Origin of the sequence: Exiguobacterium sp. s150 (genome assembly GCF_018618435.1) — a bacterium.
GTDB lineage: Bacteria > Bacillota > Bacilli > Exiguobacteriales > Exiguobacteriaceae > Exiguobacterium > Exiguobacterium alkaliphilum.
Window position 1 is genome coordinate 1 of record NZ_JACSMC010000009.1, and the last position, 18,037, is coordinate 18,037.

At 55.8% G+C, this 18,037-nt stretch carries 17 protein-coding genes and 1 pseudogene; 12 read left to right on the forward strand and 6 right to left on the reverse strand.

From position 1 onward, the window contains the following. The first annotated feature begins 95 nt into the window (after nucleotides 1-95). From KNP76_RS06435 to amyS, 5 genes are all read left to right on the forward strand, one after another. A complete protein-coding gene (locus KNP76_RS06435) occupies nucleotides 96-773 on the forward strand; it encodes an NAD-binding protein (protein WP_371816169.1) in 678 nt (225 codons plus the stop codon). Next, on the forward strand, nucleotides 773-1,900 hold the full coding sequence (locus KNP76_RS06440) for a YfbR-like 5'-deoxynucleotidase (RefSeq protein ID WP_214843587.1): 1,128 nt from the start codon (nucleotides 773-775) through the stop codon (nucleotides 1,898-1,900). The genes KNP76_RS06435 and KNP76_RS06440 overlap by 1 nt, the downstream gene beginning before the upstream one ends. Before the next feature lie 117 nt (nucleotides 1,901-2,017). Continuing rightward, nucleotides 2,018-2,350, forward strand: a complete 333-nt coding sequence (locus tag KNP76_RS06445; RefSeq protein WP_034817594.1) for a PadR family transcriptional regulator — start codon at nucleotides 2,018-2,020, stop codon at nucleotides 2,348-2,350. Further along, nucleotides 2,347-2,874, forward strand: a complete 528-nt coding sequence (locus KNP76_RS06450) for a DUF2812 domain-containing protein (RefSeq protein ID WP_214843589.1) — start codon at nucleotides 2,347-2,349, stop codon at nucleotides 2,872-2,874. The genes KNP76_RS06445 and KNP76_RS06450 overlap by 4 nt, the downstream gene beginning before the upstream one ends. A gap of 171 nt (nucleotides 2,875-3,045) precedes the next feature. Beyond that, a complete protein-coding gene (gene amyS, locus KNP76_RS06455) occupies nucleotides 3,046-4,590 on the forward strand; it encodes an alpha-amylase (protein ID WP_214843591.1) in 1,545 nt (514 codons plus the stop codon). Nucleotides 4,591-4,616: 26 nt separating this feature from the next. On the opposite strand, the gene KNP76_RS06460 is transcribed toward amyS, so the two are convergent. Together KNP76_RS06460 and lipA are read right to left on the reverse strand one after the other, a co-directional pair. Continuing rightward, nucleotides 4,617-5,447: a lipoate--protein ligase family protein gene (locus KNP76_RS06460; RefSeq protein WP_214843593.1), complete on the reverse strand. Its 831-nt coding sequence runs from the start codon at nucleotides 5,445-5,447 to the stop codon at nucleotides 4,617-4,619. An 18-nt stretch (nucleotides 5,448-5,465) separates the two neighbouring features. Continuing rightward, nucleotides 5,466-6,365 (reverse strand): lipoyl synthase, encoded by a 900-nt coding sequence (lipA, locus tag KNP76_RS06465; protein ID WP_260577607.1) that lies wholly within the window; start codon nucleotides 6,363-6,365, stop codon nucleotides 5,466-5,468. A gap of 326 nt (nucleotides 6,366-6,691) precedes the next feature. On the opposite strand from lipA, the gene KNP76_RS06470 reads away from it, so the two are divergent. Beyond that, nucleotides 6,692-8,641, forward strand: a complete 1,950-nt coding sequence (locus KNP76_RS06470) for a glycoside hydrolase family 3 protein (RefSeq protein WP_214843595.1) — start codon at nucleotides 6,692-6,694, stop codon at nucleotides 8,639-8,641. A gap of 51 nt (nucleotides 8,642-8,692) precedes the next feature. Here KNP76_RS06470 and KNP76_RS06475 read toward each other — a convergent pair whose 3' ends face one another. Both KNP76_RS06475 and KNP76_RS06480 read right to left on the reverse strand, forming a co-directional pair. Then, entirely contained in the window at nucleotides 8,693-9,538 is an 846-nt protein-coding gene (locus tag KNP76_RS06475; RefSeq protein WP_214843597.1) for a DegV family protein, read from the reverse strand. A 4-nt stretch (nucleotides 9,539-9,542) separates the two neighbouring features. Further along, complete coding sequence (locus KNP76_RS06480) at nucleotides 9,543-10,385, reverse strand: lipoate--protein ligase family protein (RefSeq protein ID WP_156028814.1); 843 nt, start codon at nucleotides 10,383-10,385, stop codon at nucleotides 9,543-9,545. A 106-nt stretch (nucleotides 10,386-10,491) separates the two neighbouring features. Between KNP76_RS06480 and KNP76_RS06485 the strand changes: the two genes are divergently transcribed. Then, nucleotides 10,492-11,787, forward strand: coding sequence for an HD domain-containing protein (locus tag KNP76_RS06485; protein ID WP_034817610.1), 1,296 nt, complete (start codon nucleotides 10,492-10,494; stop codon nucleotides 11,785-11,787). Nucleotides 11,788-11,809: 22 nt separating this feature from the next. Continuing rightward, nucleotides 11,810-13,396 (forward strand): Na/Pi cotransporter family protein, encoded by a 1,587-nt coding sequence (locus KNP76_RS06490; protein ID WP_211780413.1) that lies wholly within the window; start codon nucleotides 11,810-11,812, stop codon nucleotides 13,394-13,396. Between the two features lie 146 nt (nucleotides 13,397-13,542). Here KNP76_RS06490 and KNP76_RS06495 read toward each other — a convergent pair whose 3' ends face one another. Together KNP76_RS06495 and KNP76_RS06500 are read right to left on the reverse strand one after the other, a co-directional pair. Then, nucleotides 13,543-13,731 (reverse strand): 2-hydroxymuconate tautomerase, encoded by a 189-nt coding sequence (locus tag KNP76_RS06495; protein WP_034804254.1) that lies wholly within the window; start codon nucleotides 13,729-13,731, stop codon nucleotides 13,543-13,545. A gap of 66 nt (nucleotides 13,732-13,797) precedes the next feature. Further along, complete coding sequence (locus KNP76_RS06500) at nucleotides 13,798-14,577, reverse strand: VLRF1 family aeRF1-type release factor (protein ID WP_034817615.1); 780 nt, start codon at nucleotides 14,575-14,577, stop codon at nucleotides 13,798-13,800. 155 nt (nucleotides 14,578-14,732) lie between these two features. Between KNP76_RS06500 and ypfJ the strand changes: the two are divergent. The 4 genes and pseudogenes from ypfJ (at nucleotide 14,733) to murQ (ending at nucleotide 18,024) form a co-directional block, all read left to right on the forward strand. Continuing rightward, nucleotides 14,733-15,587, forward strand: a pseudogene (ypfJ, locus tag KNP76_RS06505) (KPN_02809 family neutral zinc metallopeptidase). A gap of 107 nt (nucleotides 15,588-15,694) precedes the next feature. Next, nucleotides 15,695-16,543, forward strand: coding sequence for a MurR/RpiR family transcriptional regulator (locus KNP76_RS06510; RefSeq protein ID WP_034804245.1), 849 nt, complete (start codon nucleotides 15,695-15,697; stop codon nucleotides 16,541-16,543). Then, complete coding sequence (locus tag KNP76_RS06515; RefSeq protein WP_214843599.1) at nucleotides 16,540-17,004, forward strand: GNAT family N-acetyltransferase; 465 nt, start codon at nucleotides 16,540-16,542, stop codon at nucleotides 17,002-17,004. The genes KNP76_RS06510 and KNP76_RS06515 overlap by 4 nt, the downstream gene beginning before the upstream one ends. A 126-nt stretch (nucleotides 17,005-17,130) precedes the next feature. Further along, complete coding sequence (murQ, locus tag KNP76_RS06520; protein WP_214843601.1) at nucleotides 17,131-18,024, forward strand: N-acetylmuramic acid 6-phosphate etherase; 894 nt, start codon at nucleotides 17,131-17,133, stop codon at nucleotides 18,022-18,024. Nucleotides 18,025-18,037 lie beyond the last annotated feature (13 nt).

Consider the following 18,037-nt stretch of genomic DNA (forward strand, 5'->3'; position numbering starts at 1 on the left):
AAACAGAAATGGACTGCGCTCGCACAAGCACTTCAGAATCCCACTCATCCCGAAGGGTGAGCTTGCGGCTTTAGCCGTGGGAGTGTCAAGTCTATATCGGGTGGTCACCGAAGACGAAGAAGGCGATTGACGAAGTGCTCGGCTACGAGCCGAACGCGGACATCGTCTTGATTGACCAATTAAAAGAAGAACCGTATGACCATGACCGCGTCCATTACGTGCATGGAGATGCCTCGGACGAGACGGTGCTCCTGCAGGCGAACATTCTCCGTGCGCGCCGCGTCGCCATCTTCGCGGACGCCCGGATCGCCGAGTCGTTGCTCGCCGACGGGAAGTCGCTCCTCATCGCTTCGGCCGTCGAGGCGCTGTCGCAAGCACAAGGCGTCGATTTGCATACGGTCGTCGAGGTGTGTGAAGAGCGGAACATCTCAAAGTTTAAACACGTCCGCATCGACGACTTCATCTTGGCGAACGACTCGGTGTCGCTCCTCATGGCGAAGGCGACGCTCCAACCGGGGACGACGTCGATTTTTCGGCAACTTTTGAGCAAGCAGTCGGGTGGCAACATCCAGGCACTCGCACCGCGCCCGGAATGGACGACGATTCGGGCGGCGGCCGAGGCGTTGCTCGGCCAGGGCGTCACGCTCATGGCCGTCAACGACCGGCTCGATTATGCGACCGTGCTCGACACAAAGCTCGAGGCGAGCGATACACTCTACGTCGTCTGTCACGACGACACGTGGGAACGATTGAATAAACAAGGAGGGGTTTGATGCATAACGGAACGTTCATCCGCAAGATGACACGCATGCAAAACGTCCAACGGTGGGACGAATATGCGCCGCACTATCACGACAATGCGGCGAGCCATAGTTTTCGCGTCGCGGTCTTCAGTTTGATCGCGGCTTATTATGAAGAACAAAAAGGACGTCCCGTCAACTTGCTCGATGTGTTAGGTAAGGCGCTCTTTCACGATATGAATGAGGTCCAGACGGGTCCGATCATGCACCGGACGAAAAAAGAGCCGACGCTAAAAGAACATATCGAGCGGATGGAGCGGACGGCGAGCCTCGGTCTCGTCGACTTATTATCGCAGTCGCTCCGACCTGACTTCTACCGCTTCCTCGTCGAGGCGGAGGACGACTCGTTCGAGGGACGGATCGTCGACGGCATCGACTCGTTCGATGCGATGTTGTTCGTCCGTCGCGAGGTCGCGCACGGGTCGCCGCACTTCGTCGCGAAGCTCGAGGAGATGAAAGCGGCGCTCCGGGAGCACCCGCTCGCTTCCGTCCGCTGGCTATACGATCAAGTCGAACAAGAGACGGAAGTGGCGACGTTCATCGAGAACGTCATGCGCATGGACAGCGTGAGGCGTTGGAAGGGTCGCTTCAACACGATTGACGACAACGACGCGATTCACGGCTTCCGGGCGGCGGCGCTAGGCATGTTCAGCGGGCTGATGGAGCAGAAGAAGTACGGCGTCGACGTCGATGTGGCGGAACTCGTCGCGCGCTTGCTTTGTCATGACCTCGTTGAAGGGGTGACCGGGGACGTGCTCGGTCCGGTGAAGCATTCGACGACCGAGACTGGGCAGGCGTTCGAGGCGTATGAGCGGGCTGAAAGTGAGGCGCTCTTATCGCTCCTCCCGGATTACATGCAATCGGCATTTCGCCGCTATATGGCCGACTCAAAAGACGATACGTATGAAGGCAAACTCGTCGACATGATGGACAAGCTCGACGCCCTCATCAAGATGAATATGGAGCGGAAGATGAACGGGGCCGAGTACGAGGTCATCTATCGGGAACAGCTGCGGAAAGTGCAGATGCGCTATGAGAACCCGAGTATGATTTTCTTCTTGGCGTACATTTTGCACGACCTGGATTATGTAACGAGTTGACAACGTCACGGACGAATTCGTCCGTGGCTTTTTTTATATCATTCATTGACATATATCATTTAACGATATATAGTAAACGTAAGAAGTATATCGTTGAATGATATAGGAGGTGGTCATATGCCACGGAATGACACGATCGAGCTCGGCGAGTTGACCGACAGCACGTTTTACATCCTGCTCGCCTTGACCGAGCCGAGACATGGCTACTTGATTATGCAGTTCGTCGAGGAATTGACGGCAGGACGGATGCAAATCGGACCGGCTTCGATGTATACGATTATCAAGAAGCTCGTCGCTGCAGGACTCATCCACCCGCTTGACGGAGACGGGAAGAAAAAGAGTTACTTGATCACCGATGCGGGGCGCGATTTGCTCTGCGATGATGTGAGACGACGCCAAGCGATTGTCGAGGACGCACGATTCATCTTAGAAGGGGAGGGACACGTATGAAACGGAAGTACATGTCGAGCTGGGGGCTCGCGTTTGCCGAAGAACGTGAGATGCGAAAGCTCGAACAGATGGCAGCTCAGGGATGGCACTTAGAAAAGTTCGCACCACTCGGTTATTCATTGGTCGAAGGCGAACCGGCAGACGTCCAGTACAGCCTCGATTACCGTACGCGTCCGGACGAAGAGTATTTCGAGATGTTCGCATCGAGCGGGTGGGAGCACGTGACATCGACCGGGGACGAGATTCACATCTTCAAAGGCCGTCCCGGAGCGCGGCCGATCTATTCAGACCGAGAGACGATGGTTACGAAGTACGCGACAGAAGAGCGGACAATGGGGCGTGCGGCGCTCACGTTTCTCGTCGTGTGGCTCGGCTTGCTCCTGTTGATGCAAGTCGATTGGTCTAGCGTGATGGCGACGGCGCTCTTCGTGGTCCATCTGCTCATCACGATCGGGCTCATCTTCACCGGACTCCCGTACCTCGGTTTCCTAGTGAAGCGAAAACGGATGGAACATGACAGCTGACTAGGCGGATGGCACAAGCCATCCGTTTTTGTTTTGGTCGACTGAACTATTCACGAAAAAAATAGTTAGGCGCGAAGCACCGTTTTAGCGAAACCCTCTATTCAACGAAAGTGAAATCGGGCATGATGATTAATGAAAGCGCTTGCATTAATCTTTTGAGGAGGAAAAGGGATGGGTAAACGACGGAAAGGGGTTGCTTTGACGGCAGGAGTCACAGCGATTGCACTGCTGGCTGGGCAACCGGTCGCGCAAGCGGCGACCCCGCAGAACGGCACGATGATGCAGTACTTCGAATGGTACGTCCCGAACGATGGGCTACATTGGAACCGGCTATCGAACGATTCACAGCATTTGAAAGACATCGGGGTGACGACGGTTTGGATCCCGCCGGCGTATAAAGGGACGTCGCAGAACGATGTCGGCTACGGCGCGTACGACTTATATGACCTCGGTGAGTTCAATCAAAAAGGGACGACCCGGACGAAGTACGGGACGAGAGCCCAGCTCCAGTCGGCCATTACGAGCTTGCGCGGCAAAGGCATCGGTGTCTACGGTGACGTCGTCATGAACCATAAAGGTGGTGCCGACTATACGGAGACCGTCCAAGCGATCGAGGTCAACCCGTCGAACCGCAATCAAGAGACGTCGGGCGAGTACGCCATCTCGGCGTGGACCGGCTTCAACTTCGCCGGGCGCAACAATATATACTCGCCGTTCAAATGGCGCTGGTATCACTTTGACGGCACCGATTGGGACCAGTCGCGAAACTTGAGCCGAATCTACAAGTTCAAGAGCACGGGCAAGGCGTGGGACACGGACGTCTCGAACGAGAACGGCAACTACGACTACCTCATGTACGCCGACGTCGACTTCGACCATCCGGAAGTGAGGCAAGAGATGAAGAACTGGGGCAAGTGGTACGCCGACTCGCTCGGACTCGACGGCTTCCGCTTGGATGCAGTCAAGCACATTAGCCATTCGTATTTACGGGAGTGGGTGACGAGCGTAAGGCAGACGACCGGCAAAGAGATGTTCACGGTCGCCGAGTATTGGAAGAACGACCTCGGCGCCATCAACGACTATTTGGCGAAGACCGGGTACACGCATTCCGTCTTCGATGTGCCGCTCCATTATAACTTCCAAGCGGCCGGGAACGGCGGCGGGTTCTATGACATGCGCAACATCTTGAAAGGGACGGTCGTCGAGCAACATCCGACGCTCGCCGTGACAATCGTCGACAACCATGACTCGCAGCCGGGGCAATCGCTCGAATCGACGGTCGCCAACTGGTTCAAACCGCTCGCCTACGCGACGATCATGACGCGCGGCCAAGGCTACCCGACACTCTTCTATGGCGATTATTACGGGACGAAAGGGACGACGAACCGGGAAATTCCGAACATGTCGGCGTCGCTGCAGCCGATCATGAAGGCGCGGAAAGACTTCGCCTACGGCACGCAACACGACTATATCGACCATCACGACGTCATCGGCTGGACGCGCGAAGGTGTGGCGGACCGTGCCAAGTCGGGTCTCGCGACGATTCTATCGGACGGACCGGGCGGCTCGAAATGGATGTACGTCGGTCGTCAAAACGCCGGCGAAGTGTGGAAAGATATGACCGGCAACAACGCTCGTCTCGTCACAATCAACGCCGATGGCTGGGGCCAGTTCTTCGTCAACGGGGGATCGGTGTCCATCTATACACAACAATAAGAAAAACGAGTCGCGAGACTCGTTTTTTAGCGTTTCCATATCCATTCGTCACTCTCGTACTTCAAGACGAGCTGACGGATTTCTTCTTGTTGCGACTCGGTGAAGACGAGCGGTTCGAACGTCAAGTCGAACGCGTCACGGAACCCGTCCGTGAACGCGGCAGCGACCTCATCGAACGACACGTCGCGCCCGAGCGTCTCGTTGAGCGAGACGGCCTTGTCCCCAAACCGTGCTTTCGCTTCCGCTTTTTCCTCTTTTTCGAGGTTGAAGCAGTCGAACAACACGTCATCGTTCATCGATAAGGGGATCGAGCCATGTTGCAAGACGGCGCCTTGATGGCGCACTTGGGCGCTGCCGGCGATCTTCCTCCCGTCGACGGCAAGCTCATAATACGAGGCGGCGTCGAAGCAGACGGCCGACTTCGGTTTCCGAAGTGCTTCGCGGTCGGCTTCTGTCAGCGGGACAGAAAATTCGGCCGGGACATCGAGTGCGCGGTATCCGCGACGTACCCCTTCGGTCAACAAGCGATAACTCTCGATGACGTTCGTCGGGAGGGACGGCATCGTCTCCGGCAAGATGACGCTATACGTCAGCTCATCCGCATGGAGCACGGCGCGCCCGCCGGTCAGGCGCCGGACGACCGGGATTTGGTTCTTCCGTAACGCGTCCCGGTCAAGGTCGCGCGTCGCCCGTTGGAAGCGACCGACGCTGATGGCGTGCGGGGCCCATGAGTAGAAGCGGAGCGTCGGTTTTAATTCGCCTCGCGCGACGAACGTCGCGACGGCTTCATCGATGGCCATATTTTCGGCCGGCGAGCGGCCTTCTGTCGTGATTAAGTGCCACGTCGTTCCATTCATACACTTCTCTTCTTTCTGTTAATCGATTGGGAGCATCGTGTGGCGACGCGCCTTGTGGACTTGTTCGTCGGCATGGTACGACGAGCGGACGAGCGGGCCGGCCTCACAGTGTGAGAAGCCTTTCATCAACGCGATCTCTTTCAACTCGGCGAACTCGTCCGGATGGTAGTAACGCTCGACGTCTAAGTGTTTCTTCGTCGGTTGCAAGTATTGGCCGAGCGTTAAAATATCGACGTGGTGAGCCCGGAGGTCATCCATCGCTTGAATCAACTCATCTTTCGTTTCACCGAGCCCGACCATGATCGACGACTTCGTAGGGATGTCCGGATTCAGCTCTTTTGAACGCTTCAAAAACTCGAGCGTGCGGTCGTACGTCGCTTTCGCCCGGACTCTCGGCGTCAGACGACGGACCGTCTCCAAGTTGTGGTTCATGATATCGGGACCGGCATCGATCAACGTCTGGAGCGCCGAGAAGTCGCCCATCATATCGGACGGCAGTACTTCAATCGACGTCTCCGGATTCATCGCGCGGACGGCCCGGACCGTCTCGGCGAACACCGTCGCCCCGTAATCGCTCAAATCGTCGCGCGCGACAGCGGTGATGACAACGTGCTTCAAGTTCATAAGGCGGACCGATTCGGCGACGCGTTTCGGTTCTTCCCAGTCGAGCTCGTTCGGTTTGCCGGTCGTGACCGCACAGAAGCGGCAGGCGCGCGTACAGATGCTTCCGAGAATCATGAATGTCGCCGTGCGGCGGACGGCCCAACATTCATGGATGTTCGGACATTTCGCTTCCTCGCAGACGGTATGTAGGTTTTTCTCGCGCATCATGTTTTTCAGGCCGGTGTATGTCTCGTTCGTGTTCAGTTTGATTTTCAACCATTCCGGCTTTCGTTTCAGTTCCCCTCGTGCCAAGATGATTTCCCCCTTTTTTAAGTTAACCCCTAACGAAATGAGTTTACCAAAAAATACGGAAGATTCGAACCACCGAAATTATTGGTTTTGCCAATACAGAGGAAGGTTGTTACAAAACAGGTTGTTTATTTCAAATTGGTTACGCTTTCATGTGAAGTGTTGTTTCCCTTTTTTGAAGTTGCTATACTGACGTTGACCACCTGAATAAGGACCATATGTAACTGATACGATCAGGCATGGGGTGAACGAGCGTTGATGAGGCAACGCTTCTTCCTCCGTGCCTTTTTGTTTAGGGGTCGGGGATAACTTTCAAAAAAGGAGTGGGGAACATGAACAAAGCATTGAACTGGACGGCGACACTCGGGCTGACGACGGCACTCTTCGTCTCATCGGTCCCGATGGCGAACGCGGTCGTGGCGGAGGAGGCACCACCGCTCTCGGTCGAGCAGCGGGTGACGAGCAAACTTGACGCCATGACGCTCGAACAGAAACTCGGTCAAATGATCATGCCAGACTTCCGATTATGGAACGGGGCGAACCATACGGCACTCGCACCGGACGTGGCCCGGGTCATCGACCGGTTCGACCTTGGGGGCGTCATCTTGTTCGCGGAGAACGTGATCGAGACCGAACAGACGACGAAACTCGTCCACGACCTGCAAGAAGTCGTCAAACAAGATGAGAGCAACGACATCCCGCTCTTCATCACGATCGATCAAGAAGGCGGCATCGTGACGCGGCTCGGGACCGGCACGAACCTGCCGGGCAACATGGCGCTCGGCGCGACGCGAAACAGCCAGTACTCGTATGATGCGGGGAACATCATCGGTTCAGAGTTGAACGCGCTCGGGGTGAACGTCAACTTCGGACCGGTCCTAGACGTCAACAACAATCCGGCCAACCCGGTCATCGGCGTCCGTTCGTTCTCGAGCGACCCGGAACTCGTCGGTGAGCTCGGTTCGGCGATGACGCAAGGCATCCAAGACCAAGGGGTCGCCGCGACGGCGAAACACTTCCCGGGACATGGGGATACGGCCGTCGATTCACACTATGGCCTCCCGATTGTCGATAAGTCGCTCGAGGACTTGCGCGGTCTCGAGTTGCTCCCGTTCAAGCGGGCGATCACCGAAGGCATCGACATGATCATGACGGCACACATCGGGATGCCGCAGATCGAGGATGAGGTCGTCGAATCGGCGCGCGGCACGTTCCCGCTCCCGGCGACGCTCTCGGACGATGTCATCACAGGCGTCTTACGTGAAGAGATGGGCTATGACGGCATCGTCATCACGGACGCCTTGAACATGCAGGCCATTTCGGACAACTTCACAGAGGCCGAAGCCGTTATCAAGACGTTCGAGGCGGGCGTCGATATCGCGCTCATGCCGACAATCTTACGGACGAACGCGGACGTCGTGAAATTGGAACGTATCTTTGATGAAGTGAAAGCCGCGGTCGAGAGCGGACGGCTCGATGAAGCGAAAATCGATGCGGCCGTCGAGCGGATTTTGACGCTCAAGGCTGAACGCGGTATTTGGGAAGAGTCGGTCGATACGACGACGCTCGAGGCGAAGCTCGCCGAGGCGAACGCGGTCGTCGGAAGTGCCGAACATAAAGCGAAAGAACGTGAGATCGCCGAAGCGGCTGTCACGCTCGTGAAAAATGATGACAAGACGCTCCCGTTCAAGCCGAAAAAAGGGGACACGGTCCTCGTGATCTCACCGGCGAAAGACCAGACGGACAGCATGGTGAAGGCGATCAAGTCGCTTGAGAAAAATGGGGGCAACATGAAAGACGTGGTCGTCACGACGGCGAACTATACGGCATCGACACCGCGCCTAGCGAACAATCCGAGCCTGAAACAAAAAATCGAGGCGGCGGACTATATCATCGTCGGCTCGAACGTGAACAACAGCGCGAAGCTCGGACCGAATGCGGTGGACAACTACGTGCCGGCGGAAGTGTTCCGTTACGCGAACGAGACCGGGAAGAAGTCGGTGCTCCTCAGCCTCCGGAACCCGTATGACGTCGCCGTTCAACCGGACGCACCGGCCCAGCTCCTCATTTACGGTTTCAAAGGGGACCCGAACGGACCGGACTCAGAGGCAGGGAACTTGAAGTCGGCTGGGCCGAACCTCCCGGCTGGCATCCGTGCCATCTTCGGTGAAGTGAAACCAGGCGGTAAGCTTCCGGTCGACGTACCGAAGTTCGAGAACGGGACGTTCCAAAACGAGCTCCACCTCGAATTCGGTGATGGTTTTACGAACTGGAATAAATAAAAAGACAGCGAGCGCCCAGATGGGTGCTCGCTGTTTTCGGTCGTCCATCGATTACGCCTCGAAATACGCGACGACGAGGAGGCCGGGACCGGTGTGCGCTCCGATGGCCGAGCCGACGATCGCCTTCGTCACGTGACGCGGCGTGACGTGTTCACGAAGCATCGATTCGAACTGGTCCGCCTTTTCAGGGTCGTCCCCGTGGCCGATAAAGACGTCCCCGCCTTCGATAATCGGTTTCGATTCGGTCATCCATTCCGTGATGCGACGCAACACTTTCTTATGGCCGCGAATCTTCTCGATCGGGACGAGTTTCCCGTCCTCGACCGTGAGGAGCGGGAGGATGGTGAGCAAGTCACCGATGAATGCGCTCGCTTTCGAGACGCGCCCGCCGCGCATCAAATATTCGAGCGATTCGACCGTGAACAAATGGCGAATCTTTCCGACGAGCGACACGGCATAGGCGACGGTCTCTTCATATGTATGCTCTTGACCATACTCGGCGACGGTTCTGACGAACAAGCCCTGTCCGACCGAGGCAGCACGAGTATCAAGAATATGGAACGTGCTATCCGGGTATTCTTCTTTTAACGCATTCCCGACCATGACGGCCGTCTGATACGTGCCCGACAGCTCGCCCGAAAAGGCGAGATAGAGGAACGGGACTTCTGATTCGAGCAATTGCCGGAAACAATGCTCGAGACGTGCGACCTCGATTTGAAACGTCTTCGGCGTCTTGCCGGCACGCATCGCCCCATATACGTCTTTCGGTTGAATCGTCTCGCCGTCTAGAAATTCTTCATTGTCGATGATGACACCGAGCGGTAATAGTTCTAACCCGTATTCAACGATTTGATCTTGAGTCAAATCGGCGCCGGTGTCCGTGATGATTTTAAACATGCGTTCACTCCTCTGTTAATTGGTGTTCGATGTCGCGAATCGGTTCATTTCGTTTCCACATCCGGTCGAGTTGCGCGGCGAGCATCTCTTGTTCGGCTGCGTCGAGCGTCCCTGACTTTAGCTCGCTGACGCTTCCGAGCACGTCGTACGCCCGTTTTAACACGTCTTGGACGGTGAGTGGAATCCCGAGCAACTCCTCGAGCGAGGCCATCGTCTCAGGAATGATGGCCGGATACGTGTGTCGTGTCGGTTCACCTTGAATCGCGGCGTCATAAAAGTCGCGGATGAGGGCGGCGCGTTCGCTCCCGCTTTTACGGACGCTCAAATAAATTTGAACGGCGACGCCACCGCGGACGCGGCGCTGCGAGATGCCGGCGAACTTCTTGCCTTCAATCGACAAATCGAAGCTACCGGGACAGTACGACCCGACGATCTCGCCGGCGACGATGGCGTCGGTCACGTCACGGAACATCTGTTGGATGAGTGACGTCATCGCCTCGTAGCCGCTGTCGATTTGAATTCCGTCATTCTCGGGTAAAATAAGAGATAAGTTCAATACATCTTCGTCAAGCACGACGGCAAGTCCTCCTGAATTTCGGACGACGGGGCGATACCCGCGCTCATGGAGCAGACGGATTCCGTCTTTCAAGTGGGGAAGGCGCGCGTCTTGAATCCCGAGCACGACCGTGTTCAAATGGACCCAGGCGCGGAGCACCGCACCTTGGACTTTCGTCGAGGCGCATAGCGTGTCGTCGGTCGCGAACGACTGCTCGGCTTGGAACATCGGACCGAGCGACGATTGGTCGATGAGGCGATAGGCCGGTTGGCGTAAAAGTGGATGGATCATATACATTAATTCCTTTTCAAAAGATAGTTTCCTGTTCATTATAGCATGGAGGGAACGACGCGCTGAAAGGCGAAATACATATTATTGAAACGTAGGGGGCAACGTCATGTACACGTCACGAGGTCAATTGTCCGGGTCGAAAGTGTTCAAAGACCCGGTTCATCGCTATATTTACGTCTACGATCATCTCATCTGGGAGTTGATTAACACGAAAGAGTTTCAACGGTTGCGTCGCATCAAACAGCTTGGGACGTCATTTTTGACGTTCCACGGGGCCGAACATACGCGCTTCCACCATTCGCTCGGCGTCTATGAGATCGCACGCCAACTCATCGACCAGTTCCATGAGTATCCGGAGTGGGACGACCGCAATCGGGAGCTGTTGCTCGCGGCGGCGCTCCTGCACGACGTCGGTCACGGGCCGTTCTCGCATGCGTTCGAACACGTCTTCTCGGTGCGCCACGAAGTGTGGACCGAGCGCATCATCTTAGGCGATACGGAAGTGAACAAAGTGCTTTCGGAGATGGGAATCGGCTTCCCGGAAGAAGTCGCGGCCATCATCAACAAGACGCATCCGAACCGGCTGCTCGTCAATATGCTCAGTTCACAGCTCGACGTCGACCGGATGGACTATCTTCTCCGCGACGCCCATTTCGCCGGCGTCAGTTACGGCAAGTTCGACTTGGAACGGATGCTTCGCGTCCTTCGTCCGGATGAAGATCAAGTCGTCGTCAAACAGTCGGGCATGCATACGATTGAAGACTATATCATGCGCCGCTATCAGATGTATTGGCAGGTCTATTTGCACCCGGCGACGCGCTCGAGCGACCTGCTCTTGAAAGCTGTCCTCGAGCGGGCGCAAGAACTGTACGAGTCAGGCTACACGTTCAACATGGAGCCGCGCCACTTCCTTCCCATCTTCAACCGCGAAGACATGACGCTCGCCCATTACTTGAAGCTCGACGAGACGGTCGTCTACTTCTATTTCCAAGAGTGGATGGAAGAGGCGGACCCGATTTTGGCGGATCTCGCGAGCCGATTCGTCAACCGTCGCCTATTGAAGTATAAGAACTTCCCGGAAGCGAGCCGGGTCCGCTATATGGACCGTCTTAGACAGACGATGGAGACGATTGGCCTGCCGACGCGTTATTACTTGCTCGAAGACCAATTGAGCCAATTGCCCTACGATTTATATAAAGGCCACGGCAACTACGAAGGGATTCTTCTACAGATGAACGATGGGGAGCGCCGCGAAATCTCGGAAGTGTCGATGCTCGTCCAATCGATTTTGAATTCACGCCAGTCGGACGAGAAGATTTACTACCCGGAGGACGTGCTCCTCAATTTGAAAGACCATGCTTCAGAAAAATCGTGGATGCTGTCAACGTTACGGGGGGACTGACACCTGAAAAGGAAGTGACACGATGGGGATCGCGACATTAATCGGAGGGATTGGGATTTTCCTGCTCGGCATGATGCTCTTGACGGATACGCTGAAAAGCCTCGCTGGGGAGCGGCTCCGGCGCCGGCTCAATCAGTTCGCGGAAGGGCCGGTCGCGGGTGCCGTGCTCGGGGCGACGCTGACGACGTTGTTTCAATCCTCGACCGTGACGACGCTCATGACGATCGGTTTTGTCAGCGCCGGCTTGTTGACGTTCGTGCAGGCACTGACACTCGTCATTGGGGCGAACGCGGGCAGTGCGACGACCGGGTGGATCGTGGCGCTCCTCGGTTACAACCTGGATATCCGCCAACTGTTCTTACCGCTCATCGGGGTCGGCATGGCGTTACGCTTTATCAATCGCCGGTTACGGCGAATCGGGATGTTGTTTGTCGGCATCGGGCTCATTTTTGTCGGGATCGGCACGCTCCAAGAGTCGATGCGCGACGTCGTCACGTTCTCGCTCAACGAGTGGAACGCGGACACGCCTCTGCACCAGTTGGCTTTGCTCGGAACCGGGCTCTTGATGACAGCAGTTTTGCAATCGTCGACGATTGGCCTCGTCTTGACGATGACGGCGCTCGCGACCGATACGGTATCACTGACGCAAGCTTGTCTGCTCGTCCTCGGGCAAAGCGCCGGGACGAGCCTTGTCGTCGCCATCGGCTCGATCGGGGGCTGGAAGTCGGCGAGACGGATCGTGCTCGCCCACGTCCTCATTCATGGGTCGATTTTAGTCATCGGTTGGCTGACGTTTCCGCTCTTGTTCGGAGTCGTCAACGAGGTGGCCGACCGGCTGAATTGGAATGAACTATTGCGGCTCGCCTTGTTCCATACGTCGTTTCACTTGCTCGGGGTGTTGACGTTTTTGCCGTTCCACGAGCCGTTCAGCCGGCGCTTGTTGACGTGGATTCCAAGTCGGGCTGAAAAGCTGACCCGGTTCCTCGACCCGAACATGTCGCGTATCCCGGCCGTCGCCCTCGAGGCGGCGAGACGGTCCTTGATTGAGATTGAACGGTATCTTGGCAACGAGACGCGCTTGTTGCTCGAGGAAGGACGAAAACGCGAAGATGAACTGCAACTCGTCGAAAAGACGCTCGGAGACGTCCGCGTATTCTTGAGCACGATTCAACTTGATGAATCGAAAGGACGAAACGATTACGGGCAGCATCTGTCGCTCCTTCATACGATTGACCACCTCGAACGTTGGCTTTTCGTCATGCGGGAAGTCGAGCCGGATGATGTGTTACGGGACACCGATTTCTTGGTCGCCCGTCAGCTCGTCTTGCATGAACTCGAACTCGTCGACGGGCTGAATCATCACACGCCGCCTGAGGAGTCGAGCCGATGGAAGCGCGCTTCGAAACAACTCGCCGAGTATCGGAAAGCGCATCGAGCGGAGTTGCTCGAAGAAGCTGCGACAAATCAACTCGAGATGGAGTCGTCGATTCGAAAAGTGCAGGCGCTTCTTTGGCTCGACCGGATCGGCTATCACGTCTGGCGGGCGACACGGCATTTGATTAAACCGACCGTGTCGAGTGAGCGGTTCGAAGTGAACTTGGAAGACTGAAAAAACATCAAGTCGTCGCGCGTGTACAATGCCGGACAGGGCAGGGCGGCTGAAGCAAGGAAAACAGAGGAGCGTCGTCCCGGTAGGGATGACGCTCCTCGATTCAAAAGCATTTGAAGTTTTTCAGTGCCAATCGGGTGCGCGTATTACTTCTTGTCCGCGTGCATGACACCGGCTTGGCCGTAATGCGTCGCATCCATCTCTTCGATGAAGACAGTGATGTTCTCTTTCGGTGCGTTCGTCGTCTCGGAGACGGCGTCCGTCACTTTCTCGATCAAGGCGCGTTTTTGCTCGAGCGAGCGTCCCGGTAACATTTTCACGGTCACGTATGGCATATCGATTCCTCCTTTTTCTCGTACGCTTTTATTTTAGAGAATCGAGGCGCGCGAGGAAAGTAAAAATCAATGGAATGCCGCTTCGACGATGTGCGATTCACTCGACTTCGACAAATTCTTATGCACGACACGTTCGGGTTTCGTCCGGAGCTCGTCTCGGAACGAGTTGGCCAGTTCGGCCTCGCCGATGACGACGAGCCCTTCCCAGTCGTGCGCGCCTTTCATCTGTTCGACCGTTTGGGCAAGGTCCCGGTAAAAGCGGTTCAAGTTCTCGGCGAGACGACGATCGAACTTATCGACTTGCGAGCTACTCGAAGCCATCCGGTCACCTGACGCCGTTCCCTCGAAGCGGACCCATTCTTCCGTCTCGGGATCGAATGCGAACGAGAAGGCGGCATCGACATGGCCAAGCGACGTGTCGAGGACAGTCACGTGATCGAGGTTCGTCAAGATGACGCCCGTCGACGGATACTTAGTATGCAACGCCTCGAGCGGTTCGAGCACCGGTTTCGTCTCCCAATGGAACGCCGTCTCGACGTCATGCTGTAAGTAGTATGACTCGAATAGGTTATTTTGTTCTGAGGCGAAGATGACGAGGCTGCGGGTGAGATCGTTCCGGTGTTTGCCAAGCTCGTCTTCGACTTGTTTGCGCAACTTTTTGAAGCTCTTCAGTTGCGTCGCATCCCCGGACGCCTCTAAGTATTCGCCGATGCGTTTCAAGCCGTTCTTCAGATGAATATTCCAGTCGCCTTGTTGGTTCGGTCCTGTATTCAAATAAACGGACAAGACGCACTTGTCCTTGCATTCGACATCACGTAAACGTTTCAAATCACTCGCTAATCCCATAATCATTCCTCCTTAAAATTTGTGTCTCTTAGTCTGTATCCTACTTGCCCTCCACATAAACGCTAGAGACGGTGGGAAATCGTGAAAAATCAGGTGCGAAACGTATAGAAACGGGGTAAAGAACAAGACAGACTCGACGTAGGAGGAAACGATATATGAAATGGAAGGGTAGACAGGCGAGCCGGAACGTGGAGGACCGACGCGGACAACGGGTCGGCGGGAAAGGCATCGCCGGCATCGGTGGTGGTTTCGGTCTCATCTTGGTCATCGTGTTCACGCTCTTGAACGGCGGCAACCCGGCCGACATCGTCAACAACATCGGATTGAATGAACCACAATCAGCTGAAACGTATCAAGGATCGGCCCGGGAAGAAGAAATGGCCGATTTTGTCTCGGTCGTGTTACGAGACACGGAGGAAGTATGGACCGACATCTTCGCCGAGAACGGACTCACGTATCGAGAACCGACGCTCGTCCTCTTCACCGGACAAGTCGAATCCGCATGCGGCATCGCCGGTTCTGCCGTCGGACCGTTTTACTGTCCGGGCGACCAGAAACTGTACATCGATTTGAGTTTCTATGACGAGCTGAGCCAGCGCTTCAACGCGCCAGGCGACTTCGCGATGGCCTACGTCGTCGCCCACGAGGTCGGCCATCACGTCCAGACGCTTCTCGGGACGACGAACGAGATTATGCCGCTCTGAAATGAGATGAGTGAGGCCGAATTCAACAAATACTTGGTCCGGTTCGAGCTTCAAGCCGACTATTACGCCGGGGTGTGGGCGCACCACGCCCAAGGGATGGGCTATCTCGAGGCCGGTGACTTTGAAGAGGCGATGAACGCGGCCCATCAAATCGGGGACGACACGCTTCAAAAGCAAGCACGAGGATATGTCACGCCGGACTCGTTCACGCACGGGACGTCGGAGCAGCGGAAACGTTGGTTCGAAAAAGGGTTCCAAAACGGGACGATTCAAGGCGGGAACACGTTCAACACGAACAATCTATGAGTCGAGGGTCGGGCGGATGCTCGGCCTTTTTTGATTGCGGTTGGCTTGTATTGAAAGAATCCGCTATCATTAGAACAAGACACCAGTAGCAGGAAGGGGATGACCGGATGGAATCCTTACTTAAGAAAATCGAACTCGCCTTGAGCGAGATGACGTCCGTCGAGAAGAAAATCGCGGACTATATTTTGACGCACTCGACACTCGTCCCGAACATGACGACGAAAGAGCTCGCGCAAAAGACTGACGTGTCGGAGGCGAGCATCGTCCGCTTCGCGCGTGTCGTCGGCATCGACAGCTTCAAAGCATTCAAGCTCGCGCTCGTGAAAGACTTGGCGATTACCGAGACGACGTTGACTGACTTCAATGTGCTCCAACAAAAGGACACCCCGTACGACTCGTTCCAAAAAGTCATCCATGTCAACAAGATGGCCATCGAGGCGTGTGCCGAGGCGATGGACAAGCGCGAGCTCGAGCACGCAATCGATACGTTCGCCCGTGCCAACCGGGTCGTCTTCTACGGCGTCGGTGGTTCGTCAACGGCAGCCTATGACGCGCAATATAAGTTCACGAAGCTCGGCTACGCCGCCCAGACGTCGCAAGACTTTCATTACATGTTATCGCTCATCCCGCACCTCGGACCGACCGACGTCTTCGTCGCCATCAGCACGTCAGGACGGACGAAAGACGTGCTCGAACTCGTGCGCTTCGCGAAAAAACAAAACGTTCCTGTCGTCGCCATCACCGATCTCGACAAGTCACCGCTCTACCGCGAAGCCGACGTCCGGCTCTGCACGCCGAACGTCGAGCGCGACTTTAGAATCGCGAGCATCGCCTCACGGATGACGCAACTGACGATCGTCGACACGCTCTACATGGGTCTGCTCCACCGAAAAGGAGAAGGGCTCATCGACAAGTACGCCGAGGCACGCGACGAGATGGTGAAATTGCGGCGATGAAGCTCGCGTCGTATAAAGCGGCGGACCGTGCGCGTCTCGAGGCGTTCCTTCGCCGGCAACAAACGTTCGCTGCCTTGAGCGGCCAGACGATCGATGCGTTTAGCGAAGAGAACGTTGCGGACTTCGAGGCGGACGGGACGATCAGCTTGCTCGTGGAAGCAGACGCTGAAGTGATCGCCGTCGTCGACTTGTTGAGACGGCATCCGGTCGACGGCTCGCTCTGGCTCGGTCTGTTCGTCGTCGACGAACGATACCACGGCAACGGAATCGCACAATCGCTTTATGAACAACTTGAGCAAGAGCAGATGCTTCCTTTTCACTCGGTATTCCGGCTCGGCGTCTTGCCACATAATGAACGGGCGTATCGTTTTTGGCAACGCCAAGGCTATGTGTACGAGAAAGAGTCCGTGACGGCACGAGGCGACCACGTCCACGTACTCATCAAGACAATCTGTCCGTAAACTCGACTGGTGAACAGTCGGGTTTTTATTTAGAAAAAAATGTAATGAAACTTTATTTCCTTATTTTTTTAAATAAGTTTGACTTTAAATTTCAAATTAGTAAAATGGACGTATAGAGAAGAAAGGATGGTGGCGATGCTACATAAACTTGCTACAGAACGACGGAATGAACGGACGATGCACTTAGACGAGCTGTCTGTCGAGACGTTATTGACCGTGATGAACGAGGAAGACGAGCGTGTGCCACACGTCATCAAGGAAGAGGTACCTGTCATCGCCCGAGTGGCAGAACGGGCCATCGCTTCGTTCAAACAAGGCGGACGTTTGATTTATCTCGGCGCCGGCACGAGTGGACGACTCGGGATTTTGGATGCGGCCGAATGTGTGCCGACGTTCGGGGTATCACCGGATGTGGTCGTCGGACTCATCGCTGGGGGCGAACGCGCACTCATCAAGGCGGTCGAAGGGGCAGAGGACAGCAAAGATTTGGCGGTTAACGATTTGAAAGCGCTTCACTTGACGGAGCGCGACACGGTCGTCGGCATCGCGGCGAGCGGACGGACACCGTACGTCATCGGCGGACTCGATTACGCCCGTGAAGTCGGGGCGACGACGGCGGCATTATCTTGCAACAAAGGTTCAAAAATCAGTGAACACGCCGAGTTCAAAATCGAGGTCGAGACGGGTCCGGAAGTGTTGACCGGATCGACGCGACTGAAGGCCGGGACGGCGCAAAAGCTCGTCCTGAACATGATCTCGACGGCGTCGATGATTGGCATCGGCAAAGTGTATCAAAACTTGATGGTCGACGTGCAACCGACGAATGAGAAGTTAGAGATTCGGGCGAAACGGATGATTGCGGAAGCGACAGGGGTCGACGAACAGACGGCCGCGCGTTATTTCGATTCATCGAACGGCCACGTCAAGACGGCTATCGTCATGATTTTAGCCGACGTCCCGTATGCGGAGGCAGTCGAGCGACTAGAGCGTGCGAACGGATTCGTCCGCGACGCGTTATAAGGGGGAACACGAG